General features: G+C 64.1%; 18 protein-coding genes and 1 pseudogene. 11 read left to right on the top strand and 8 right to left on the bottom strand.

Going from position 1 to position 24,030, the window contains the following annotated elements:
• Positions 1-61: 61 nt before the first annotated feature.
• Genes B2790_RS19325 through B2790_RS19275 form a run of 11 tightly spaced genes read left to right on the top strand, consistent with a single transcriptional unit; the run spans position 62 to position 15,033 of the window.
• The gene (locus tag B2790_RS19325; RefSeq protein ID WP_025340317.1) at positions 62-502 is read left to right on the top strand and encodes a type VI secretion system amidase effector protein Tae4; all 441 of its coding nucleotides are present in this window, start codon (positions 62-64) and stop codon (positions 500-502) included.
• On the top strand, positions 499-939 hold the full coding sequence (locus B2790_RS19320; RefSeq protein WP_286919523.1) for a hypothetical protein: 441 nt from the start codon (positions 499-501) through the stop codon (positions 937-939). The genes B2790_RS19325 and B2790_RS19320 overlap by 4 nt, the downstream gene beginning before the upstream one ends.
• Positions 933-1,448: a type VI secretion system baseplate subunit TssE gene (gene tssE / locus B2790_RS19315; RefSeq protein ID WP_025340319.1), complete on the top strand. Its 516-nt coding sequence runs from the start codon at positions 933-935 to the stop codon at positions 1,446-1,448. Before B2790_RS19320 ends, tssE begins: the two co-directional genes overlap by 7 nt.
• Positions 1,445-3,307, top strand: a complete 1,863-nt coding sequence (gene tssF / locus B2790_RS19310; protein WP_025340320.1) for a type VI secretion system baseplate subunit TssF — start codon at positions 1,445-1,447, stop codon at positions 3,305-3,307. The genes tssE and tssF overlap by 4 nt, the downstream gene beginning before the upstream one ends.
• On the top strand, positions 3,304-4,320 hold the full coding sequence (gene tssG / locus B2790_RS19305; protein WP_286919522.1) for a type VI secretion system baseplate subunit TssG: 1,017 nt from the start codon (positions 3,304-3,306) through the stop codon (positions 4,318-4,320). The genes tssF and tssG overlap by 4 nt, the downstream gene beginning before the upstream one ends.
• Complete coding sequence (gene tssH, locus B2790_RS19300) at positions 4,313-6,988, top strand: type VI secretion system ATPase TssH (RefSeq protein ID WP_286919521.1); 2,676 nt, start codon at positions 4,313-4,315, stop codon at positions 6,986-6,988. Before tssG ends, tssH begins: the two co-directional genes overlap by 8 nt.
• 11 nt (positions 6,989-6,999) lie before the next feature.
• Positions 7,000-8,937, top strand: a complete 1,938-nt coding sequence (locus tag B2790_RS19295) for a type VI secretion system tip protein VgrG (RefSeq protein WP_085665227.1) — start codon at positions 7,000-7,002, stop codon at positions 8,935-8,937.
• Between the two features lie 11 nt (positions 8,938-8,948).
• A complete protein-coding gene (locus tag B2790_RS19290) occupies positions 8,949-9,383 on the top strand; it encodes a DcrB-related protein (protein ID WP_085692535.1) in 435 nt (144 codons plus the stop codon).
• A 9-nt stretch (positions 9,384-9,392) separates the two neighbouring features.
• A complete protein-coding gene (locus B2790_RS19285) occupies positions 9,393-13,751 on the top strand; it encodes an RHS repeat-associated core domain-containing protein (RefSeq protein WP_286919520.1) in 4,359 nt (1,452 codons plus the stop codon).
• Between the two features lie 14 nt (positions 13,752-13,765).
• Positions 13,766-14,416 carry a hypothetical protein gene (locus B2790_RS19280; RefSeq protein ID WP_286919548.1) on the top strand — a complete coding sequence of 217 codons (651 nt, stop codon included), beginning with the start codon at positions 13,766-13,768 and terminating at the stop codon, positions 14,414-14,416.
• 26 nt (positions 14,417-14,442) lie between these two features.
• A complete protein-coding gene (locus B2790_RS19275) occupies positions 14,443-15,033 on the top strand; it encodes a hypothetical protein (RefSeq protein ID WP_286919519.1) in 591 nt (196 codons plus the stop codon).
• Position 15,034: 1 nt separating this feature from the next.
• Here the strand turns inward: B2790_RS19275 and B2790_RS19270 are convergent, their stop codons facing one another.
• From B2790_RS19270 to B2790_RS25080, 8 genes and pseudogenes are all read right to left on the bottom strand, one after another.
• Complete coding sequence (locus tag B2790_RS19270; protein WP_286100398.1) at positions 15,035-15,931, bottom strand: LysR family transcriptional regulator; 897 nt, start codon at positions 15,929-15,931, stop codon at positions 15,035-15,037.
• A gap of 174 nt (positions 15,932-16,105) precedes the next feature.
• Positions 16,106-18,142, bottom strand: a complete 2,037-nt coding sequence (locus tag B2790_RS19265; protein ID WP_286919518.1) for a pyridoxamine 5'-phosphate oxidase family protein — start codon at positions 18,140-18,142, stop codon at positions 16,106-16,108.
• 27 nt (positions 18,143-18,169) lie between these two features.
• Positions 18,170-18,799: a glutathione S-transferase family protein gene (locus tag B2790_RS19260; RefSeq protein ID WP_075046104.1), complete on the bottom strand. Its 630-nt coding sequence runs from the start codon at positions 18,797-18,799 to the stop codon at positions 18,170-18,172.
• Between the two features lie 197 nt (positions 18,800-18,996).
• Positions 18,997-19,548 (bottom strand): UPF0149 family protein, encoded by a 552-nt coding sequence (locus B2790_RS19255; RefSeq protein ID WP_137164690.1) that lies wholly within the window; start codon positions 19,546-19,548, stop codon positions 18,997-18,999.
• Positions 19,549-19,639: 91 nt separating this feature from the next.
• On the bottom strand, positions 19,640-20,629 hold the full coding sequence (locus tag B2790_RS19250) for an asparaginase (RefSeq protein WP_286919516.1): 990 nt from the start codon (positions 20,627-20,629) through the stop codon (positions 19,640-19,642).
• The gene (locus tag B2790_RS19245) at positions 20,626-21,780 is read right to left on the bottom strand and encodes a hypothetical protein (protein WP_286919515.1); all 1,155 of its coding nucleotides are present in this window, start codon (positions 21,778-21,780) and stop codon (positions 20,626-20,628) included. The genes B2790_RS19250 and B2790_RS19245 overlap by 4 nt, the downstream gene beginning before the upstream one ends.
• A gap of 10 nt (positions 21,781-21,790) precedes the next feature.
• Positions 21,791-22,687, bottom strand: a complete 897-nt coding sequence (locus B2790_RS19240) for a nitrilase family protein (RefSeq protein WP_286919514.1) — start codon at positions 22,685-22,687, stop codon at positions 21,791-21,793.
• A gap of 144 nt (positions 22,688-22,831) precedes the next feature.
• Positions 22,832-23,752 (bottom strand): annotated as a pseudogene (locus B2790_RS25080) (FAD-dependent oxidoreductase).
• Positions 23,753-24,030 lie beyond the last annotated feature (278 nt).

Raw genomic sequence — 24,030 nt, 5'->3', positions numbered from 1 at the left:
CCCGCGCCGCCTTGGCTGGCGCGGGCGCCTTCCCCCACCTCACCCGCTCACGGTGAACCCCATGGCCAAGCCTTCTTTCATCAACCTCTGGAATGCCTACCCGACCGACTCCTCGCCTTGCGACGGCGGCTGGGACAACCAGTGCGCCATCCGCATGAGTATCGCGCTCAACGGCGAGCACACCATCAAGGTAAACGCCGGTACCTACAGCGAACCACGTTGTGCCCATGGCCATGCCCGGGGTGCCGAATCGCTGGCCAACTGGCTGTGGAAGCACCATCTTGGCGCCCCGCTGCAACTGAGCGGCAGCGCAAGCGACCGCCTCAAGCTCGGCGAAAAGCGCGGCATCATCTTCTTCAAGGACTGCTTCGCCCGTGCCGGGCAGGCATTCGAAAACCGTACCGGCGATCACATCGATTTGTGGGACAGAGGCCGGGTCACGGGCTATTTCGCCGACCAGGCCCATCGTTCCAAGGCCGTCTGGTTCTGGGAGCTGAAATGAAACGTGCACCCAAAGCCATGCCGGCCCTGCTGGTCGCGTTCGCTCTGAATGCCTGTGCACAGCCCCCCGCTCCGTCGTCGAACGCGGCGCCTGAGGTCAGCCTTGCCGGGAAAAAACTCGTGCTGGTGAACCACGAAGGCCGCTGCGCGCTGCGCAAGGCCGATGCCTCGCTGTTGCAGTTGGAGATGCCCTGGCCCTGCCAGCTCAGCCCGGAGCGAGATGGCGGCAAGCCTCGCGTGGAGCAGTTCAATGACGCGCAGATCATCATTGTCAGCCATGTGCAGCCAGACCCGTCACAACCCGGCCGTTGCGAAAGCCAGTACCAGGCTGTTCGCCAGCTGGGCGAGCGACTGGAGCCTTCCATCCTGGCACGTGGCGCCAGCTGCTCGAACGGCCCTGTAGACCAGAAGAACTTCGTGGGGCTGTTCGAGTGGTAGCCGAAATCGCCGCCCGCGACCGTCTGCAGCCCTCGCTGCTGGACCGCCTGACCGACGACGACCCGGGCAACCCGCAGGAAGCGCCGGACAAGCGCGTGCTCAGTCTGCACCAGCTCAAGGCCTCGGTACTGCGCGACCTCGCCTGGTTGCTCAACACCACTTCGCTGCTCGACAGCGCCGCGACCCTGGGCACCCCGGCCGGGGCTTCGGTGATCAACTACGGCCTGCCGGCCCTGGCCGGCAACAGCGCCTCGAACATCGACCTGGCCGCCCTGGAGCGCATCATCCACCAGGCCATCGCTACCTACGAGCCACGCATCCTCGCCCATACCCTGAAGGTGCGTGCCCAGGCCGCACCCGGCGAGATGAATGCCAACGCCCTGAGTTTCGAAATCGAAGGTGACCTGTGGGCCCAGCCGGCGGCCTTGCCGTTGCTGCTGCAGACCGAGGTGGACCTTGAGTCCGGCCATGTGCGCGTGGCCCCTGCCGAACGCCGGAGGCGTGCATGAACCCGCGCCTGCTCGAGCTGTACAACCAGGAGCTGCAGCACATCCGCGAAAGTGCGGCGGAGTTCGCCCGGGAATACCCGAAGATCGCCGGGCGCCTGACGCTGTCCGGGATCGAGTGTGCCGACCCCTATGTCGAGCGCCTGCTCGAAGGCTTCGCCTACCTCACCGCGCGGGTGCAACTGAAGCTGGATGCCGAGTACCCGACCTTCACCCACAACCTGCTGGAGATCGCCTACCCGCACTACCTGGCGCCGACCCCGTCGATGACCGTGGTGCAACTGCAGACCGACCCCGACGAGGGTTCACTGGCCGCCGGGTTCCGCCTGCCGCGTGACAGCGTGCTGCGCGCCAACCTGGGGCGCAACTCGCAAACCCCGTGCGAGTTCCGCAGCACCCAGGACGTCACCCTCTGGCCCTTGCAGGTAGCCCGCGCCGAGTACTTCGGCAACCCCGGCGCGGTGCTCGGGCGCCTGGCCAGCAGCGTGCCGCAGGCCCGCGCCGGCCTGCGCCTGACCCTGCGCAGTGGCGCCGAGGTGCCGTTCGCCAGCTTGCCGCTCAGCCATCTGCCGCTGTACCTCAACGGTGCCGACGAAACCCCGTTCCGCCTCTACGAGCAACTGCTGGGCAGCGCCTGTGCGGTGTTCGTGCGCCAACCCGGCGCTGATTGGGTGGAACGTATTCCGGTCGAACAGGCCCTGCGCCCGTGTGGCTTCGATGACCGTGAAGCGGCGTTGCCGGTGGTGCCCCAGGCCTTCCAGGGCTACCGCCTGTTGCAGGAGTACTTCGCCCTGCCGCAGCGCTTCCTGTTCGTCGATTTTGCCGGGCTGGAGCAGGCCGTACAGCGCTGCACCGGCCAGACGCTGGAAGTGCTGGTATTGTTCGAACGCTTCGACCAGAGCCTGGAGAGCAGCGTCGGCGCGAGCCAGTTCGTGCCGTTCTGCACCCCGGCGATCAACCTGTTCCCGCGCCGGGTCGACCGCCTGCACCTTTCCGATCGGGTGCATGAGCACCACGTGATCGCCGACCGCACCAGGCCCACCGATTTCGAGATCCATTCCCTGCAGCGGGTCACCGGCCACGGCACCGGGCCGGATCAGGAATTCCTGCCGTTCTACGCGGTGCGCGACCCGTCGCGCTACGGCCGCGACCAGGCCTACTACATCGTGCGCCGGGAGCCGCGGGTGCTGTCCAGCGACCAGCGACGCAATGGCACCCGCTCCAGCTACATGGGCAGCGAAACGTTCATCAGCCTGGTCGACGGCCAGCAGGCACCCTACCGTCACGACCTGCGCCAGCTGGGTATCAGCGCCCTGTGCAGCAACCGCGACCTGCCACTGTTCATGAGTGTTGGCGACGGGCGCAGCGACTTCAGCCTGGCCGACAGCGCACCGGTTGCCGGCGTGCGTTGCCTGGCCGGCCCGAGCCGGCCCAAGGCCAGCCATGCCCATGACAACCGCGCCTGGCGCCTGATCAGCCAGCTGTCGCTGAACTACCTGTCGCTGGCCGAGCACGGCCAGGGCGCCGCCGCCCTGCGCGAATTGTTGCGCCTGTATGGCGACCCGCAGGACAGCGCCCTGAACCTGCAGATCGACGGCCTGCGCGACGTCAGCAGCAAGCCCTGCACCCGACGCCTGCCGATGCCCGGGCCGATCGTTTTCGGGCGTGGCCTGGAGATCACCCTGACCTTCGACGAAAACGCCTTCCGCGGGACCGGCGTGTTCCTGCTCGGCGCGGTGTTCGAGCGTTTCCTGACCCGCTATGTGTCGATCAACAGCTTCACCGAAACGGTACTGCGCACCAGCGAACGCGGCGAGATCATGCGCTGGTCGGCCAAACCGGGGCGCAGGCCAACCTTATGAACACCTTGCAGGCCATGCAGGACGAGCCTTGGGCGTACGACTTCTTCCAGGCGCTGCGCCGCCTCGAAGCGCAATACCCCGAGCTGCCACGCTTCGGTCATTCCCAGCGCCTGGCCGACGAGCCTGTGCGCCTGGGCCAGCGCCTGGACTGCGGGTTCGCACCGTCGACCCTGGCATCGGTCAGCGCCGACGGCAACCAGCCGGCGCGCCTGGAGCAGTTTTTCTTCGGCCTCGGAGGCCCCAACGGGCCGCTGCCACTGCACCTGACCGAATACATGCGCGAGCGCCAGCGCAACCATGCCGATTCGACCAGCAAGGCGTTCCTCGACGTCTTCCATCACCGCCTGCTGAGCCTGTTCTACCGTGCCTGGGCCGAAGCCCGACCGACCGTCAGCCACGATCGCCCGGGTGATGACTACTGGGCCGCGCGCCTGGCGGCGCTCAGTGGCCGTGGCCAACCCGAACTGCAAGGCCAGGGCGCGCTGGCCGACACCGCCAAACTGCACTGGTCCGGCCACCTGAGCGCGCAAACGCGCTACCCGGACGGCCTGTGCAGCATCCTCAGCGGGTATTTCGGCGTGCCTGTGACACTGGAAGAGTACGTCGGCCAGTGGCTTGAGCTGCCCGAACGCAGCCAGCTCGGCGTGCGCGCCAACCGCCTGGGCGTGGACCTGTGCCTGGGCCGCTACGCCTGGGACCGCCAGCACAAGTTCCGGCTGTGCCTCGGCCCGCTCAGCCTCGACCAGTACCACGCCCTGCTGCCTGGCGGACAGGCCTTCGTCGAACTGGCGGCATGGGTCGCCGAATACCTGGGCCAGGAACTGGACTGGGACCTCAACCTGATCCTCGCGCAGGACCAGGTGCCTGCGCTGCAACTCAATGCCGGCCAACGCCTGGGCTTCGATACCTGGCTCGGCCGCCCTCCGCACGATGCACGCGACCTGAAGCTGGCCCGGTACTACGCCGACCAGCCGGCCGCCGCCCACCATACAAGGAACCAGGACCATGGGTGAAATCAGCCGCGCCGCGCTGTTCGGCAAACTCAACAGCGTCGCCTACAAGGCCATTGAGGCCGCAACGGTGTTCTGCAAGCTGCGGGGCAACCCCTATGTCGAACTGGTGCACTGGCTGCACCAGTTGCTGCAACTGCAGGACAGCGACCTGCACCGTATCGTGCGCCAGTTCGATATCGAGCCGGCGCGCCTGGCCCGCGACCTGACCGATGCACTGGACCGGCTGCCACGCGGTTCGACCTCGATCACCGACCTTTCCTCGCAGGTGGAAGAAGCCGTCGAGCGCGGCTGGGTATACGGCAGCCTGATGTTCGGCGAGAGCCAGGTGCGCAGCGGCTACCTGCTGGTCGGCATCCTCAAGACACCTGGCCTGCGCCATGCCCTGCTGGGGCTGTCGAACGAGTTCGCCAAGCTGAAGATCGAGGCATTGAGCGAACGCTTCGACGAGTACGTGGGAGACTCACCGGAAAACCACCTGGCCGCCACCGACGGCTTCAGCGCTGCGCAGCCTGGCGAGGCCAGCGGCGCCGTGGCGCCTGCGGCGATGGGCAAGCAGGAAGCACTCAAGCGCTTTACCGTCGACCTTACCGAACAGGCCCGAAGCGGCAAGCTCGACCCTATCGTCGGCCGTGACGAAGAGATCCGCCAGCTGGTCGATATCCTCATGCGACGCCGGCAAAACAACCCGATCCTTACCGGTGAAGCGGGTGTCGGCAAGACCGCCGTGGTCGAAGGGTTCGCCTTGCGCATCGTCGCTGGCGACGTGCCGCCGGCGCTCAAGGACGTCGAGCTGCGCAGCCTGGACGTCGGCCTGCTGCAGGCCGGCGCCAGCATGAAAGGCGAGTTCGAACAGCGTCTGCGCCAGGTGATCGAGGATGTACAGGCCTCGCCCAAACCGATCATCCTGTTCATCGATGAAGCCCATACCCTGGTCGGTGCCGGTGGCGCCGCCGGCACCGGCGATGCCGCCAACCTGCTCAAGCCGGCACTGGCCCGTGGCAGCCTGCGCACGGTGGCGGCTACCACCTGGGCCGAGTACAAGAAGCACATCGAGAAGGACCCGGCCCTGACCCGGCGCTTCCAGGTGGTGCAGGTGGACGAGCCGAGCGAAGCCAAGGCGCTGCTGATGATGCGTGGGGTGGCATCGACCATGGAGCACCACCACCAGGTGCAGATCCTCGACGAAGCACTCGAAGCCGCAGTCAAGCTGTCGCACCGCTACATCCCGGCGCGCCAGCTGCCGGACAAATCGGTGAGCCTGCTCGATACCGCCTGCGCGCGCGTGGCCATCAGCCTGCACGCGGTGCCGGCCGAGGTCGACGACAGCCGCCGGCGTATCGAGGCGCTGGAGGTCGAGCAGGCGATCATCGCCCGTGAAGCCGCCATCGGTGTGCCTACCGGGCAGCGCCAGGCCCAGGCCGACACCCTGCTGGCCGAAGAACGCCAACGCCTGGCCACGCTGGAAAGCCGCTGGGCCGAAGAGAAAGCTTTGGTCGACCAGTTGCTGGCCACCCGCGCCCAGCTGCGCGACCAGGCCGGGGTGGTCGACCAGGACGCGCAGGTGCCAGGCAACCCTGAACTGCGCGAAACGCTGGCCGACCTGCAACGGCGCCTGAGCGCCCTGCAAGGCGAGAGCCCGTTGATCCTGCCGACCGTGGATTACCAGGCAGTCGCCTCGGTGGTGGCCGACTGGACCGGGATTCCGGTGGGACGCATGGCGCGCAACGAGATCGAGACCGTGCTCAACCTCGACAGCCTGCTGGCCAGGCGCATCATTGGCCAGGACCACGCGCTTGAAATGATCGCCAAGCGCATCCAGACCTCACGCGCCGGCCTCGACAACCCGAACAAGCCGATTGGCGTGTTCATGCTCGCCGGCACCTCAGGCGTGGGCAAGACCGAGACCGCACTGGCCCTGGCCGAGGCGCTGTACGGCGGTGAACAGAACCTGATCACCATCAACATGAGCGAGTTCCAGGAGGCCCATACCGTCTCGACCCTCAAGGGCGCCCCACCTGGCTACGTCGGCTACGGCGAAGGCGGCGTGCTGACCGAGGCCGTGCGCCGCCGGCCGTACAGCGTGGTGCTGTTGGACGAGGTGGAAAAGGCCCACCCGGACGTGCACGAGATCTTCTTCCAGGTGTTCGACAAGGGCGTGATGGAGGACGGCGAAGGCCGCCAGATCGATTTCCGCAACACGCTGATTCTGCTCACCACCAACGCCGGTACCGAGCTCATTGCACGCACTTGCAGCGACCCACAGGCCCTGCCCGACCCGGACGCGGTGGCCAGCCAGCTGCGCAAGCCGCTGCTGGAAATCTTCCCGCCGGCGCTGCTCGGCCGCCTGGTGACCATCCCCTACTACCCGCTCAGCGACGCCATGCTCAAGGCCATCACCCGCCTGCAACTGGAGCGCATCCGCAAGCGCGTGGAAGGCACGCACAAGGTCGGCTTCGCCTACGACGAAGGGGTGGTGGAGCTGATCGTCTCGCGCTGTACCGAAACCGAAAGCGGTGGCCGCATGATCGACGCCATCCTCACCAACGGCCTGCTGCCGGACATGAGCCGCGAGTTCCTCACCCGCATGCTCGAAGGCAAGCCGCTGGCGAGCGTACGCATCAGCCGCCGCGACAACGACTTGCACTATGACTTCGGCGCAGCCGACTGACAGGACGGACCATGCTGTTCACGCAGTTCACGCGCCTGGCGCAGATCAACAGCCCGTTGGGGCCGGACAAGCTGATCCTGGCCGAAATGGGTGGCAGCGACGAGCTCGGCCGCCTGTTCGACTATGAGCTGCAGCTGACCAGCGACGACCCGGCCATCGACCTCAATGCCCTGCTGGGCAAGCCGATGAGCCTGAGCGTGCAGCAGGGCCTCGGCACGTCACGTTACTTCCATGGCATCGTCGCCCGCTGCAGCCAGTCGGTGGACCAGGGCCAGTTCGCCAGCTACCGGGTCACCCTGCGCCCGTGGCTGTGGCTGCTGACCCGCACCAGCGACTGCCGTATCTTCCAGCACCTGAGCGCGCCACAGATCATCAAGCAGGTGTTTCGCGACCTGGGCTTTTCCGACTTCGAGGATGCCCTGAGCCGCAGCTACCGCGAACGCGAATACTGCGTGCAGTACCGCGAGACCAGCTTCGACTTCGTCAGCCGGTTGATGGAAGAGGAAGGCATCTACTACTTCTTCCGCCACGAAGCGCAGCGCCACGTGCTGGTGCTGGCCGACGCCTATGGCGCGCACCCGCAGGTGCCTGGCTACGAAAGCGTGCCCTTCTACCCGCCGGACGGGCAGCACCGCGAGCGTGACCACATCAACGACTGGCACCTGGCACAGGAAGTCCAGCCCGGTTCCCTGGAGCTCAACGACTACGACTTCCAGCGCCCCAGCGCGCGCATCGACGTGCGCTCGGCCATGCCACGCCCGCACCAGGCCGGTGACTACCCACTGTACGACTACCCCGGCGCCTACCAGCAGAGCCAGGATGGCGAACACTACGCGCGTACTCGCCTGGAGTCGCTGCAGAGCCTGCACGAGCGGGTCGAGCTGCGCGGCAACGCCCGCGGCCTGGGCAGTGGCCACCTGTTCAGCCTCAGCGGGTTCACCCGCCAGGACCAGAACCGCGAGTACCTGATCGTCGGCGCACGCTACTACGTGCATCAGGAGCGCCTGGAAAGCGGCACCGGCAGCAGCGCAGCGCAATTCGAAAGCAACCTCAGCTGCATCGACGCACAGCAGAGCTTCCGCCCGCAGGGCAGCACCGTGCGGCCGATCGTCAAGGGCCCGCAAACCGCCGTGGTGGTCGGGCCCGCTGGCGAGGAAATCTGGACCGACCAATATGGCCGGGTGAAGGTGCACTTCCACTGGGACCGCCACGACCAGTCCAACGAGAACAGCTCCTGCTGGATCCGCGTATCGCAGGCCTGGGCCGGCAAGAACTGGGGCTCGATGCAGATCCCGCGCATCGGCCAGGAGGTGATCGTCAGCTTCCTCGAAGGCGACCCCGACCGGCCCATCATCACTGGCCGCGTCTACAACGCCGAACAGAGCGTGCCCTACGACTTGCCCGCCAATGCTACGCAAAGCGGCATGAAGAGCCGCTCGAGCAAAGGCGGCAGCCCGGCCAATTTCAATGAAATCCGCATGGAAGACAAAAAGGGCGCCGAGCAGATCTACGTGCATGCCGAGCGCAACATGGACACCGTGGTCGAGCAGAGCGAGACGCTGGCGGTCGGCATCAACCGTACCCAGACGGTGGGCATGCTGGAAACCATCACCATCGGCCAGGACCGCATCCGCGCCGTGCGCCGTGACGACATGTTGCTGGTCGGCGCCAGCAAGACCGATAGCGTCAGCACCAGCTACCTGATCGAAGTGGGAGAAAACCTGCGCCTGGTGTGCGGCAAGAGCGTGATCGAGCTCAACGCCAGCGGCCAGATCAATATCAGCTGCGAGCAGTTCAGCTTCCATGCCAGGCAGAACGGCGAGATCAATACCGACGGCACCCTCGACTTGAACGTCGGCAGTGGTGCGCAGACCGCGCCCGACAACCAGGGTGTGAAAAAGACCATCGACGACTCGGTGAAGGCGATCTTCTCCGGCTCCGACCAGTAACGAGACCTGTCATGAGTTATCGCGTCAACGAATTCCGCCTGGCCCTGCCCGATGCCGCCGTGCAGGACAGCAGTATCAACATCCTGCGTTTCGAGGCACTGGCCACCTCGCTGATCATCAGCCGCAGCCTGCTGGCCGAAGGCGAGACCTTGCAGAGCAATTTCGATGGCCAGTTGCAGCGCCTGCAGCAGCAGGTCAAGGACCTGCGCATGCAGCCCGCCCAGGCGGTGCAGGTAGGCGCCGGGCAGGCGATCGCCGCCATCGAGCTGACCAGCCAGTTCAGCAAGGGCCAGGAGAAGGTCTATCAGTACCAGCTGGCCCTGGTGCTGCCTGGCACGCGCAAGATGTTTGCCCTGAGCTACGTCAAGGCCAGCCCGCTGGGCGCGGCCGAAGCGGCGCACTGGGCAAGCATCAAGCAGTCGCTCGACTTCGACAGCCTGGGCTGATCGCGCACCATGTCCGACGCACTGTGGGCCGCCCGCGAAGGCGACGCGCTGATGCACACCTCGATGCTGGCCGACATCGTCGGGGGTGTGCTGGAAATCGCCGCCACGGTGGCCATCGGCGCCCTGGCCACTGCCGCAGTGGCGGCGGCATTCGGCCTGACCGTGGCCACCGGCGGCCTGGGCTGCTTCGTGCTGGGCGCGGTGGTCGGCCTGGTGGTCGGTGTGGTCATGGCCAAGACCGGCGCCGATACAGGCCTTAGCCGATTATGCGAGGGCATCGGCAATTTCCTGTTCCCGCCGTCGGTGCAGGCCAACATCATCAGTGGCTCGTCGAACACTCGCACCAACGGCAAGCGCGCGGCACGTGCTGCCGGCGTCGTCACCGGCCCGCCGGCACCGTTGGCGCAGGCCGGGGCCGAGGCTGGCGAGGCGAAGGAAGAAACCTTCCTCGACATGGCCAAGGGCTTTTTCTCGCAAATGTGGCGGCCGACCGTGGCCACGCCCGCCGCCAATACCTTGCCGGCACCGGACGACAAGGTACTTTGCAGCAAGCACCCGCCGATGCCACCGCAGTACCTGGCCGAGGGGTCCAGCAAGGTGCTGATCAATGGCCACCCGGCCTGCCGCAGCGGTGACCGCAGCACCTGCGAAGCGGTGATCGTCGATGGCGGCCTGGTGTCGAACAACGTGCGCATCGGCGGCGAGCCGATCGTGGTGCGCGAGATTCGCAGCGGCAAGACGCCGGGCATCGGCCTGGCAGTGACCGCATTGATGCTGCTGCGCGGGCGTGGCGGCAAGTTCTACAGCAAGTTCGGCTGCATGTTGGTGGGCGGCGTGAGCAGCGTCGTTACCGGCCAGGTGACCGGCGCCCTGACCCAGGCCATGGCCGGTTCGCCCAACCCGGTACATGCGGCTACCGGCGGCAAGGTCCTGTGTGGCGATGAAGACCTCGACTTCACCGTGCAGGCAACCCTGCCAATCGCCTGGCAACGCTTCTACAACAGCCATGACGAGCGGGTCGACGGCCTGTTCGGCGCGGGCTGGAGCGTGCCCTACGAAGTTTCGGTACAGGTTGGTGCAGACGATCACCTGGTGCTGATCGACGAGCAGGCACGCCGGGTGGACATGGGCATCATTACCTTGGGTGATGCGGTGTTCAGCGTCGGTGAAGGGCTGAGCGTACGCCGGGCGCACAACGGCGAACTGCTGACCGAAAGCCGCGAAGGCGAGTATCGGCTGTTCCAGCCGACCCCGGGGCGCCCCGATCGACTGCGCCTGAGCCAGATCGGTGATCGCAACGACAACCGGATCTATCTGGACTACGACAACCAGGGCCGCCTTTGCCAGTTGCGCGACACCTTCGACCAGGTGCGTGTCAGCCTGGGCTACAGCGAACAATGGCCGCAACGGGTGAGCCACATCGACTTCCACGCGGCGAGCGGCGAATCGCAACGCCTGGCCAGCTATGGCCATGACGCCAATGGCGACCTCGCGCAGGTGTTGGATGGCACAGGCCAGCCGTTGCGCAGTTTCGCCTATGACGCCGCCCGACGCATGATCGAACACCGTACCGGCGGCGGCCTGTGCTGTTTCTACGAATGGGCGCAGCACGAGGACGGTTGGCGGGTGGTGCGGCATTGGACCAACGGTGGCGACACCTACGCCTTCGAATACGACGTGACCGCAGGCATCACCCGGGTGACCGACAGTCTGGGGCGCATTGCCGTGCGCCACTGGAACCAGCAGTACCAGATCACCACCTATACCGATGCCCTTGAGCGGACCTGGCGCTTCGAATGGAATGACGAGCGCCAGTTGCTTGCGGCCAGCGACCCCATGGATGGACGCTGGCAGTTCTTCTACGATGAGTCGGGCAACCTTGCCGAGACCGTCGACCCGCTGGGGCGTAGCGAGTCGACCGAGTGGCTTGAGCATTGGTCGCTGCCTCGCTGCCAGACAGACTCGGCAGGGCAGCGTTGGACCTTCACCTATGACCAACGCGGCAATTGCACGCGCCAGACCGACCCGTTGGGCCAGCACACCCGCTATCGCCATGACAGCCAGGGCAACCCAGTCGAAATCGTCGATGCCAACGGTTCCAGCCGTCACCTGCGCTGGAACGAACGGGGCCTGGTGGTCGAACAGCGGGACTGCTCCGGCTACCTGACCCGCCTCGCCTACGACCCCTTGGGCCACCTGCAATCGATTACCGACGCCCAGGGCGAGCGCACCGACTACCAGCATGACGACAAAGGTCGCTTGCGCAGCGTGACCTTGCCCGATGGCCGCAGCGAAGCGTTTGCCCTCGATGCCAGCGGCCTGTTGGCCCAGCACATCGACACGGCAGGTCACGTTACCCAATACCGGCGTAACCGCCGTGGCCAGCTGGAGCTGCGCATTGATGCGCTCGGCCGGCAGGTACGCTACCACCATGACGACTATGGGCGCCTGCTCGCGCTGTACAACGAAAATGGCGAGGCCTACGGTTTCGAATGGGATGCAGGCGACCGGCTGATTGCCGAGCGCGATCTGGACGGTGGCCTGAGGCGCTACCAGTACGACCCGCTGGACAACCTTGTACAGGTCACCTTCCTACCTGCGCCAGGCAGCGAGGAGGCGCCCATCATTCACCGCATGGCGTATGACGCAGGCCGTCGCCTGCTGACCCGTCATACCGATGAGGGACGCACCGACTACTGCAACGACCCACTGGACAACGTGGTTGCGATACGTCGTACCACTGTGGATGGCCAGGTCGAGGAACTGGGCTTCGCTTTCGATGCACTGGGCCAGTTGCTCGAAGAACACAGCGCGCAGGGCAGCGTGCAGTACCAGTACGACCCGCTCGGCAATGTCACCCGCACGCGGGTGCCCGACGGCCGCTGGATCAACCGCCTGTACTACGGCAGCGGGCACCTGCACCAGGTCAACCTCGATGGCAAGGTGGTGTGCGATTTCGAGCGTGACCGTGTTCACCGGGAAACACTGCGACTGCAGGGCAACCTGGCGATCCAACGCCAATACGACCGTGGCGGGCGCCTGCGCACCTTGCTCCGCCGCCCGACAGCACAACCCAGCCGGCTGCCGGCGCCAGACCAGCAGCGTTATCAGTTCGACGCAGCCGACCAACTGGCCGTACGCGAGGTGCAACACCCGGGCAACGGGTATTTACAGGCTTTTCAGCACGATGGCTGCGGCTATGTCCTGGGCCGTCAGGACAGCCCGACCGGCCAGCGCGAAGCGTTCCGCTACGACCCGGCTGGCAACCTGCTCGACCCGGTGGCGGCCAGTGCCGGGCTGGTCCGGCACAACCGTGTGCTCACCTTCGAGGACAAGCGCTATCGCTACGATGGCTTCGGTCGCCTGGTGGAAAAGCGCAGCCGCCGACGCGGCACGCAGCTTTTTCGCTATGACGCCGAGCACCGGCTGGTCCAGGTACGCAACCTGCAAGCCGGGCGGGAGCGCATCATCGACATGCGCTACGACCCGATGGGCCGGCGCACGGAGAAGATCGAATCGACGCTCGACGGCCAGGTGGTCGGCCGCACCCGCTTCAACTGGAGTGGCCTGCGCCTGCTAGGTGAGCAGCACAATGGCCGGCAGGCGTTGTACCTGTATGAAGACGATGGCCACGAACCGCTGGCCCGGGTGGATGGCCTGGGCGCTCACCAGCAAGTGCTGCATTACCACAATGACATCAACGGCCTGCCGGAGCAGTTGACCGATGACACCGGCGAGGTCGTGTGGTCGGCGCGCTACCTGACCTGGGGCGCAAGTTGGGATGAACAGCGCGCCCCCCGCCTGCCGGAAGAACAGAACCTGCGCTTTCAGGGCCAGTATCTGGACCGCGAAATCGGCCTGCACTACAACCTGTTCCGCTTCTACGACCCGGATATAGGCCGTTTTACCCAGCCAGACCCGATCGGTTTGGCCGGTGGTTTGAACCTCTACGAGTATGCGCCCAACCCGTTTACCTGGATCGACCCATGGGGTCTGTTGAAGGAAGGCGAGACCGCGGGCTATGGTGCCAAGGCGCACCGGGGCGATGGCCTTGAAGCTCATGAGATTCTGCGTAACAAGTTCTTGCAGGACACCGGTATTGCACCGAAAAACCGCAGGATGCGTGGCAACCCTTCGATTGCCCTGACGCCTAAGCACCATGACCAAGTGCATGCCGCAGAGAACCGGTTGCGCAAGGCAATGGGCCTCAAGCCTAACCAGATGCTCAAGAGCGGTAAGCTTGAGATCCGTTTGATGTCCAAGGCTATCTACCAATCGCTGGTCAGCCAGGGAGATGTCACAATCCAACAACTCAGAACGGCCCGGCGTTACGCCAAGTCGTTCGCAAAAAGCAAAGGGTGTTACTAGCCATGAAGAAAATCGTGTTGTCCCAACAAGATCGCGGCTTCGGCCAGATCGGCGGTGCGCCTTTGCTCAAGGACCTCTCCTTGTGGCCAGCCAACCCGCAAACCGGTGGGCTGCTGACGCCCATCCTGACCCTGACCGAACAGTTCCAACCAGCCCGGTTCGTCCCGCCAGGCATGGCTATCACGGTTTTCCTTGCCGTCGAGCAACAGCGAGACGGTGGCTTCAGCCGCCCGCTCCAGCGCCGCTATACGGTCAATCAGCAGTCGGAGCTGCAGAACGTCATCAGCAGTGGCTTTGCCCGGGTCATCCTGCATGAGCTCGCCAGCCAGCCACTGGAGTCCAGCAACCCGCCCTTGCTGCTGGAGCGAGCGTTCATCGATTTCGAAGAAATGACCGACGAGGAGCATGACGAGGAGCATGAGGACCAGGACAGCGGGATCGGCCTGAGCAAACCCAGCGGCCGGCCCTGCTGGCTGCAAGACCCGATCTATGAACCACCGCGCTACATGTTCATGATGCAGCTGGTGGACGCCGACGTGGCCGAAGCCAGCCCGCAGCATGCAGGGCTGTTCGGCGAAGGTAACGGCTACCTGTTCGTGGACATGCAGGCACGCCGTGGCAAGGAAGGCGACGAAGCCGGGTTCTTTTTCGTTCAGTACACCTGAATGGCCGATCAAGATCAGGTCCTGATGTGAACATTTACCATTTCGACAACCTGCCAACGCCTTGGGGAGACTGGGGCGCAACAATGGTCCAGGGCATGATCGCCTGGGACGAAGATACCGATGTAGACAGCATCGAGCGGGCCGGCCCGTACACCCCGGCCGCCTACATACGTTCGGGTTCGCTGGTGCTCACCCAACCGGTCAAGGAAGCCCTGGAAAAAAGCGGCCTGAAGGGGATCGGGCGTTACGAGCACCTGGAAAAGACGCATATCGTGCGCATCGACTGGCTGCACTGGGACACCAGCAAGCCCATTACCGATTACCTCGATCTAGAAGGCGGGCCGAGCTCGATCATCGACTCCCTGCCGCATGACCCTGAGCTTGCCGCGCGTATGCCGGAGTACTGGCAGGCATTCGTGGTGGGCAAGCTCAACCTGCTCAAGGACCCGCAGCATGACCCTGCCGACCTCGGCCAGTATCTCAAGGTGCTCAAGGCCGACGAGCAAGCCGATTTCTTCAAAGGGGATGTCTATCGTGGGTACTTCCTGAGCGAACGGGCCAAGGAGTGGCTGGAACAGCAGTGCCCAGGTTGCTTTACATTCACCCTGCTCGGTTGAATCAGTCCAGCTGCCGAGCCCTCAGTTCCTGTGCCAGCATGTCAATGAAGGCGCGGACCTTGGCCGAACCGTACTTGCTCTCCCGGTGCAGTATATGGATTGGCCAAGGCGCCTCTTCATAATCGGCAAGGATCACCTGCAGCTGCCCACTGGCCAATTCATCCGCAACTTGATACGACAGCAGGCGGGCAATGCCCAACCCGCCGCTGGCCGCAGCGATGGCGCCGTCATTGCTGGTCACCGTCAAGCGAGGCTTCATGCGCACCAGCGTCGGCTCATCGGTTACTCCGAAACGCCAGCCGGCTCGCGGCGACAGGTTGGTGGTGCCGATCACCGCATGCTCCGCCAGGTCGGACGGGTGCTTCGGCACGCCGTGGCGCGCCAGGTACTCGGGAGAGGCGCACAGCATGCGCCGGACCCTGCCCACCCGCAGTGCTTTGAGCCCGGAGTCGGGCAATGGGCCGATACGAACGGCCACGTCCATGCCCTCCTCGACCATGTTGACGATGCGGTCAAGGAAGTAGGCAGAAACGTCAACCTCGGGGTACTGCTGCAGGTAGTGGACGATGCACGGCATGACGAACTTCTTGCCGAACAGGATGGGTGCAGTGACGGCCAGGTCACCCTTGGGTGTGGCGTTGATGCCGGCGGCGGCTTCGTTGGCCTCGTGGATGCTGGCGAGGATATGCCGGGTGTCTTCCAGGTAGCGGCCCCCGGCTTCGGTCAGGCGTACGCTACGGGTGGTGCGCAGCAGCAGCTTGACCCCCAGCTGATCCTCCAGGGCGCTGACGGCACGGGTGACCGCGGCTGGAGAGATGTCCAGGCGGCGGGCAGCAGCGGCGAAGCTTTCCAGCTCGCCTACGGCGACGAACACCTTCATCAGGTGGATCTGGTCCATGCGGGCTCCTGGGGTCCATGAGGTGCGGGGATTATCTTTCATCCGAGCGTTTTGTGTTGCCTGTGCCGGCCTTTTCGCGGGCTTGCCCGCTCCCACAGGTTATTCACCATCCCTGAGGGAAGTGAAGTACCTGTGGGAGCGGGCGAGCCCGCGAAAGGTCCGGGACAAGCTACCTTACAGATCCAGCACCAACGCCTGCGCGCCCTCCTCCGGCCGGGCCGGCACGGCACAACAGATCAGCACCGACCCCGCCTCCGGCAGCTCGGCCGGCGGATTCGGGTAATGTACCTGACCACTGACCAAGCGGGTCTTGCAGGTACCACACGACCCACCTCGGCAACTGAACTCCGGCGACAATCCGCGAGCCTCGGCCAGCTCCAGCAGCGTCCCGCCACCCGGCGCCCAGCGCGCCTCCTTGGCTGAAGCCGCAAAGTACACCGGCACCGGCTCGCTGGCAGCGGGTGGCTGTTGCAGGGTGGGCTGGTCATCGTCGGTGTGCCGCCGGAGCGTCGACGGGCCAAAGGCTTCGGCATGGATCCGCGCATCCGGCACATGCACCCCGCGCAGCCCTTCATACAGGTCCTGGGTAAAACTGCCCGGGCCGCACAGATAGAAATCGTAGTCGTCCAGCGCCAGCGTGGCCTTGACCTGCTCGATACCCAGCCGACCGGCAAACTCGTAATCACGCCCCGCCAGCGCATGCGCTTCCGGCTGGCTCAGGGCGCGGTGCACGTGCAGCAGGCCGCCGGCCTGTTGCCGCAAGCTTGCCAGCTCCTCACGGAACGGCAGATCGGCCAGGCTGCGCGCCCCATGGAACAGATGAATGCGCCGTGCCTGCCCCTTGCTCAGCTGCTCGCGCAGCATGGCCAGTAACGGCGTGATACCCACACCCGCGCCAATCAGCACCAGCGGCCGTGTGCTCTGCTGGTCCAGCGTGAAGCTGCCCATTGGCGGGCGCACGTTCAGCATATCGCCTGCCACGACGCGCTCATGCAGGTGCCGCGAGGCCGGGCCCTGGGCTTTGACGCTGATGCGCAGGTAACCGTCGGAAGGCGCGCTGGACAGGCTGTAGGTGCGGATCAGCGCCACCTCACCGTCGAGCTGGACTTGCACCGGAACATGCTGCCCCGGCGCAAAGGCCATCGCACTGCCAGCAGGAGGCTCAAGGTAGAACGAGCGGATATCACGGCTTTCCTGCTCCACCCGCAGCACACGCCAGGCCTGCCATTGGCGCTGCCGCTGGCGTTGCTGCAGGCGTATGTCGGCCTCGGCCCAGGTGCCGGTCATCAGGCTGGTCGGCGCGTACTCCTTGAAAGCCCAACGCAGGGAAACGGCAGCCGGGCGCCACACCACCTGCTCGACCTCCAGCGTCCACAAGCGCTCGGCACCTTCGAACGCCTGGATGGCGGGGCTGTCCAGCAGCAACTCGGCATGCCCGTATAGCTGCAACACGTTGCCGTTGCTGAAATCGATGAACAGCAACCCTGCTTGCGGGTTCACCAGCAGGTTGCCCAGGGTGTTGAAGTGCAGGTTGCCAGCGTAGTCGGGAATGGTCAGGCGGTTGCCTTCGACCTTGACGAACCCGGGCCGCCCGCCACGGTGGGAGACATCCACCGAGCGCTGGCCGTCGCCATGCTCGACATAGCTGGCGACAAAGAAGGTGTCGGCTGCCTGGATCATGCTGACAGCCGAGGCATCGAGTGTCGTCGCATCGACACGCCCTTGGGCGGGTTCCGCGACACGGGTGTAGTCACGCAGCTGGATGTACTGCGGGCAGTTGCCGAACGACTGCTCCACAGTCACCTGCAGTTGCCCGTCGCCGGCCTGGTGGATCTGGCCGTTGAGGCGGTTGCGCCGGCGGGTGTGCAGTTCGATACCCAGCAGGCCGACCGCCTGCCCGGCAGCCAGCCCCGGGGTGGCGGGATCGTCTGCTGGCAGTTGAGTGTCGATCGTCAGCTGGCGCGGGTCCAGCGAGCTGACGAAACCTTCCGGCCCTTCCAACAGCGTTGCCCAGGGCCGCCCCAGTGCGTCCACGCTGGCGGCGACCATGAACGGCAACTGGTGATAGAAAACACGATGCTGGTCGGGCATGTAGTCACGAATGACCTTCTGCCCGAACGCCTCCATGCGCTCCGCGACACCGGCTTTTTCCTGCAGGGTCTTCTCCCCCGCATGCCAGGGCGAGGAGTGGTGGTCCGGGTTCTGTTGCATGGCGGCGTTCCTCGCAGTGGCGGGATGTCAGGCGCTGGTCTGCAGGCCGATCACGGTGCGTGGCATGGGCACGAAGCCCGGCAGCGCCTCGATCCGCGCCAGCCAGCTGCGCACGTTGGCATAGGGCTCCAGCGACACATTGCCCTCCGGTGCGTGGGCGATGTAGGAGTAGTTGGCGATATCGGCGATGGTGGGTGTGCTACCGGCCAGGAAGGGCGTGTTGGCCAGCTCGGCGTCGATCACCTTGAGCAGGGTATGGGCGCGGGTAATCACTTCGTCGGTGTTGAACGAGGCACCGAACACCGTGACCAGACGCGCGGCAGCAGGGCCGAAGGCCAACGGGCCGGCAGCGACCGACAGCCAGCGCTGGACGCGGGCGGCGGCAGCGGGTTCCTCGGGGAGCCAGGTGCCGTTGTCGTACTTCTTGGCCAGGTACACCAGAATGGCGTTGGAGTCGGCGACCACCGTGCCGTTGTCGTCGATGACCGGGACCTGGCCAAACGGGTTGAGGGCCAGAAAGTCCGGCTGCTTGTGCGCGCCTTTGGCCAGGTCGACGAACACCAGCTCGGTGGGCAGGTTCAGCAGCGAAAGCATCAGCTCGATGCGATGGGCGTGGCCGGACTTGGGGAAGTTGTAAAGCTTGATCGGGTTCGACATGGGCTTGGCTCCTGGTCAGCACCGGGGTGGGCTGGTGGAGCACATGCTGCACCGGTTCGGCTGGCAGCAGAATCCGTGTGGCGGGGAAACCATAATTTCGCGGGGCGAAACAATGGAGATATCCAGATCCGCGTATCCCCTGTGTAGGAGCGGCCCTATCGCGACACAAGGCCGCTCCTACAAAGGCAGGTACAAGATCAGTGCAGCTTGTTGAAATACCGGAACAACCCACGCGCAGCCTCGATCACCTGTGGCACACAAGCCTGGATGTCCGCTTCGCTCATCTGGTCCAGCAGCTCGAAGTTGTCCTCCAGCCCATGCAGCGAAATGGCCTTGAGCAGTTGGTCCTGCTCTGGCGGCAGCTCGGCCCAGCCAGCGACCTGAGTGCCGCGCATGTAGCCAAAGCACCACTCCTCCATGATGATCACACTGCCCTCTTCGCCTTCGCTTTCTTCGAACAGCGGCTCAAAGTGGTCGACATCGTCGCCCAACTCCTCCGCCACCTGGCTGGCATAGCGCAGCATCAATGCCGTATACGCCTCTTCATGTGCCGGCTTCTTGAATTTCGGCACCTTGCCACCAGCCACCGCGGGCAGCCACTGTTCCGGGGTGACAGTGGTCGGTGAGCTGGCCAGTGCAGTGAAAAAGCCATTGAGCTCGGCCAGGTTGAGTACCGAGTAGTCATTGCCGTAGGTGATCAGCAGGTCTTCGAGGCGGTCGAGTTCTTTTTCGCTGAGTGCGGGGAGCATGGGTGAACATCCTGGGAAGCAAAAGTGTGTGCACCCTAGCACAGCAACGCCCGAAGGGCTGCCCGCGCTTACAGCTTTGCGGGCAGATTGCTTAACGTTGCAACCAGCCATGCAGCTGCTTCTGCCTGCCGATACCGATCAACAGCCATAACAGAATGCGACACTTGCGCGGACACAACTGCCCCGCCATGTGTACCCCCTTGCTCTGCAGATCGATCTCGGCACCGGCAAATCCGTAAGAGGCCGTGGCTGTTGGGCCACTGCCTGTGCGGGTAGCAACAATCACCGGCAATGTGGGCGTGAGATGACCAAGCACTTCGGACCAGCTACCGGAAACGTGGCCTGCACCAAAACCGGCGATGACCAGCCCCTCGTAGCCCAGTGTCGCTGTAGCCTTCAACAACGCCGTATCTGCGTCCAGGCACGCTTCCAGCATTGCAACCCGATGCTCGGTGCGATGCGGTAACGGCAGCACCTCCCGTGGGCCAGGCGGCTGACGATACACCACGGTACCTTCCACAACATCACCCAGCGCTCCGTACCCGGGTGATTCAAATGCAGCCATTGCAAGGCTTGCCGTCTTGCGAACCCTTGCAGCACAGTGAACCTGATCATTCATCAGCACCAAAACGCCGCGCCCACGGCTGCCCGGCGCCAGTGCAACCTGCGCCGCAGCCAGCAGGTTGGCCGGGCCGTCGTTGCCCGGCTGGCTGGCCGCGCGCATGGCACCGGTCATTACCAATGGCGCATCGAACGGCCAGAGCAGATCGAGGAAATACGCCGTTTCCTCGAGGCTGTCGGTACCTTGGGTCAGTATCACCGCGTGTGCTCCGCGAGCCACCTCGCCCCGGGCCCAGGCCAGCACCTCGAGCATCGCCGCAAAACCCAGCGAGGCACTGGGGAGCAGACCCAGAGTGGCAGCTTCAAGCTGGGCCATCTCACGCAGTTGTGGCAACTCGGCCAGTTGCTCAGCGCAGTCAAGCTTGGGCATCACCCCGCATTCGCTTGCACTTGCCCGCATGCTCACCGTCCCTCCCAGGCTGGCGATCGACAACCTGGGCAGGTTTGCATGCGCTTTCATACGCCACCTCCAGCAAGCAGCCCGACCAGTGGAACGATCGCCAGTGTGCTGATGGCCATCGACACTACATTGCCGATGTAACCATGCATGCAGGCCGGCAAGCGCTGACTGATGGCCACCGCCAACGGTGGCGCTACCAGCGCGCCCAGCACTGAACTGGCTACGACCACTTGCCAGCCTCCACCGTGGGTGAGCACAGCGGCAGGTACGATAGAGACGATGGGAATGTAAGTGGGGTACCAGCCTCGCGCCTGCCATTGGCGACGCCAGAGCACGACTCCCACCAGTGATGCCAGCGCCTGCCCGGTAACCAGCGGTATCAGCAGCAGCGAGCCGTAGACTGGCGCAGCGGGGGCCAGCATGTATGCCAGGAACACCCCCAACAGCAGCCCGAGGCTGGCCAGTTCATTGCCAAAGAATGGCGCTTCGCTGAAATCGGCCAGTACACGCCGCAAGGTCCAGGCCACACCGTAATCGGGTTGGGCCGCAACGGGCTCAGGTGCGGCGGGCGGTTGGCTGGGCCGTACCCATGATGGAAAGCGCCAGCACAGCATGAACGCCACCACGCTTGCCAGCGCCATGCCGCTTACGTTGCCGACTACCACCGGCAACTGCAGGGGGTAGCACAGGTAATTGACCATGAACAGGCTGGCTGGCGTTACCAACAGCGCTCCCAGCAGTGCGCCGCTGATGGTCACCTGCCAACCCGCACCAAACAACAGCACCATGGCTGCTGGCAACGATACGAAAGCAACGAAGGTTGGTTGCCAGGTGCCACTGGCCAAGGTCCATCCCCACAACGCGTGACTGAGCAACAAGCCCAGCAGCGAACTGGTTAATACCCACGGCCATAATCCGCTGCCGTAGCAGATGGCAAAGCCGTGCCAGCGATACCCATGCACATGGGCCCAGTGCGCCAGGCAAGCTCCCAATAGCAAGCCCAGGGCGGGCAACTCATGCTTGTAGAAGGCCACTTCGCTGATATCACCAACTATCCAGCGCAGGCGGCTTAACGGCTGATCGAGCGTCGCGGCCAGTTGCGTGTAGTCCGGCCATTGGCCCTGTACGAGGCTGGCTGCCAGCAGCACCAGCAGGCAGGCAAGGATCAACACCGACAAACGCTGCCGGTTGGGGAAGAGTAGCGTTTTCATGTGCAACTCCTCAGCGGGGCATAGGTGCATGAAGGCGATAGCCAAGCGTCGCATCGTAAAGGTCGGTGCGCCTGTCTCGCGGCAAGTCGTTGAGGCTGTTCCAGATCGGTGCCGAGCGGGCGCTGCTGAGGTCGACATCGGCGTAGAGAATGCCCTCCTCCTCTGCACTGGCCACCTCGCCAATGGGCCAGCCATTGGTACCGGCAATCAGTGAACAGCCCAGGAAGCGACCGCCCCGCTCGCTACCTATGCGATTGGCGGCAGCGATGTAAACGTTGTTGGCGTGTGCCGCCGTCATGGTCAGGTAGGACGCCATGCAGCGCCCTGATTCATCGAACAGTGGTGGTGGCGTCCATACCCAGTTGTTCAGGCTGCAGATGATGTCGGCGCCTTGCGCAGCCATCAGCCGCGGCACTTCCGGGAACCAGATATCCCAGCAGATCATCAGGCCGATACGGCCGATCGGTGTCTCGAACACAGGGAAGCCCAGGTCGCCAGGGGTGAACCAGAGCTTTTCCTGGTTCCACAGATGGGCCTTGCGGTAATGCCCGAGCAAGCCCTGCGGACCGAACAGAACGGCACTGTCGAAAAGTTTCAGTCCCTCGCGTTCGGCAAAACCCGCAGCCAGATATACCTGGTACTCCTTGGCGAAATCCGCCCAGGCTTTCAGGCTGCGCCCCTCCTCCAGCGTTTCGGCGTGGGCATAGGCCTCTGCACGGGTGTGGAAGGTGTAGCCGGTGTTGGCCAGCTCGGGTAGCACGATCAGGTTGGCGCCTTCACGCGCCGCGCACCGGGCCAATGCCAGGCCCTTGCTCAGGTTGCCATCGCAATGCTCCAGCCCGACCTGAGGGTCGTACTGGATGACAGCGATACGTACGGGGCTGACGGGCGTGCAGTGTTCAGACATGACGGCTTCCTTTTATGGTTGTTTTGGAAGGGCGCCAGTAAAGCGGGGTTGGGCAAGGGAGTGACAGTCGGGGAGTTCCTATGGGATCGAAGGACAAGAGAAGTGTTCCAGTAGGAAATTCCCCACAAAAACTCCCGGATGCAGCTATTTCCCAGCTTGATAATGTGGGTAGTGGTTCAGGGTAAAGCCACCATTGAACGATGCCGATGTTCTGTTGCACAGGTTGATGACCACATCGAGCGCCGTGCGTAAACACGGCTCGGTCCAGCCGGCGTCAACAGAGAAGGACTCTCCAGCCAGATACAACCCTGAACTGGCACTCAGATCACGGTTGTACTTCATCAGGCTCACTGCATCGTAATAGGTCCCAGCCCGATACAACTTTGCGCAGCCAAGCGCGTTTCGATCAGTCATCCAACGCTGTATGCGAATGTTTCGGGTATCGATAAAAGGCGATATGGGTTCAGCCACGTTGCTGCAGCGAAGGAGGATCCGATCGAGTTCCTTCACGCACTTGTCGCCCAGTTCTTCATGCAATACGCTTGGCGAACTGCTCCGCAAAATGGCGCCATTTATCATAGACCTGCTGAAGCATCGCAGTGGGTGGTGGTGTCTTTCCTTCGGGATTGCGCCAGATCAACAGCGCAGGGTCTCTGTCACCCGCTAATTGCCCGTCACGAAGATATATTCCAGTGGTATTCACCCAAGGTGTCCCGGGATTTGGAAAATCGGAAATTCGTATCTCGAACAGCTTGGCGTAATAGGCCATAAGCGAACGCCCATCTTTTGGGGGCTCACCAGTCCTGTTGAAGAACGGCATGCGCATGGCCCCCATTTCAAAAGGGGTTACAGGCTGCTTGTGATTTCCTAAACACCAGCACCGACAATACAGATCCGGTGATCCGGCTGAGTGGCGTATGCAACTCCGCCCTCTTGTTCGAGTAGACGGCGATAATCAAAGCAAAGATCAGGAGGGTTAGGGTAACGCGCAGCCCACGGCTTTACGGACAGGGATGGCTCGATAGCCAGATCAGCAGGATGGTTGTGTGTTGAGCCGATGGTCATGGTCTCGTGTTCTCAATGAGTTGGGAACATGAGAATGATCAATCAAGAGATGCGTGAGTAGGTTGTTAATTAGCACCAACCGGCCACCACAGGATCGTGAGATATCTGTGGTGGCCGGGTTGATGTCAATAAAGCCGTTACGCCTTACACCGCCAGCGCGCGCTCACGCAGCTCGCTGTTGAGGATGCGGTCGTTCTCGCTGTAATCGACCGGGCAGTCGATTACGTGCACGCCCGGGGTCTTGATGCAGTGCTCGAGCAGCGGCAGCAGGCCTTCGG

The sequence above is a fragment of the Pseudomonas sp. UBA6753 genome (assembly GCF_002453565.1).
Taxonomy (GTDB): domain Bacteria; phylum Pseudomonadota; class Gammaproteobacteria; order Pseudomonadales; family Pseudomonadaceae; genus Aquipseudomonas; species Aquipseudomonas putida_Z.
The sequence above is the reverse complement of the archived record's forward strand: the minus strand, read 5'-3'. Positions and strand labels throughout refer to the sequence as shown.

Coding starts and splice junctions, on each gene's coding strand:
- B2790_RS19325 (WP_025340317.1), top strand. CDS start 62: ATGGCCAAGCCTTCTTTCATCAACCTCTGGAATGCCTACCCGACCGAC.
- B2790_RS19320 (WP_286919523.1), top strand. CDS start 499: ATGAAACGTGCACCCAAAGCCATGCCGGCCCTGCTGGTCGCGTTCGCT.
- tssF (WP_025340320.1), top strand. CDS start 1,445: ATGAACCCGCGCCTGCTCGAGCTGTACAACCAGGAGCTGCAGCACATC.
- tssG (WP_286919522.1), top strand. CDS start 3,304: ATGAACACCTTGCAGGCCATGCAGGACGAGCCTTGGGCGTACGACTTC.
- tssH (WP_286919521.1), top strand. CDS start 4,313: ATGGGTGAAATCAGCCGCGCCGCGCTGTTCGGCAAACTCAACAGCGTC.
- B2790_RS19295 (WP_085665227.1), top strand. CDS start 7,000: ATGCTGTTCACGCAGTTCACGCGCCTGGCGCAGATCAACAGCCCGTTG.
- B2790_RS19290 (WP_085692535.1), top strand. CDS start 8,949: ATGAGTTATCGCGTCAACGAATTCCGCCTGGCCCTGCCCGATGCCGCC.
- B2790_RS19285 (WP_286919520.1), top strand. CDS start 9,393: ATGTCCGACGCACTGTGGGCCGCCCGCGAAGGCGACGCGCTGATGCAC.
- B2790_RS19270 (WP_286100398.1), bottom strand. CDS start 15,931: ATGGACCAGATCCACCTGATGAAGGTGTTCGTCGCCGTAGGCGAGCTG.
- B2790_RS19265 (WP_286919518.1), bottom strand. CDS start 18,142: ATGCAACAGAACCCGGACCACCACTCCTCGCCCTGGCATGCGGGGGAG.
- B2790_RS19260 (WP_075046104.1), bottom strand. CDS start 18,799: ATGTCGAACCCGATCAAGCTTTACAACTTCCCCAAGTCCGGCCACGCC.
- B2790_RS19255 (WP_137164690.1), bottom strand. CDS start 19,548: ATGCTCCCCGCACTCAGCGAAAAAGAACTCGACCGCCTCGAAGACCTG.
- B2790_RS19250 (WP_286919516.1), bottom strand. CDS start 20,629: ATGAAAGCGCATGCAAACCTGCCCAGGTTGTCGATCGCCAGCCTGGGA.
- B2790_RS19245 (WP_286919515.1), bottom strand. CDS start 21,780: ATGAAAACGCTACTCTTCCCCAACCGGCAGCGTTTGTCGGTGTTGATC.
- B2790_RS19240 (WP_286919514.1), bottom strand. CDS start 22,687: ATGTCTGAACACTGCACGCCCGTCAGCCCCGTACGTATCGCTGTCATC.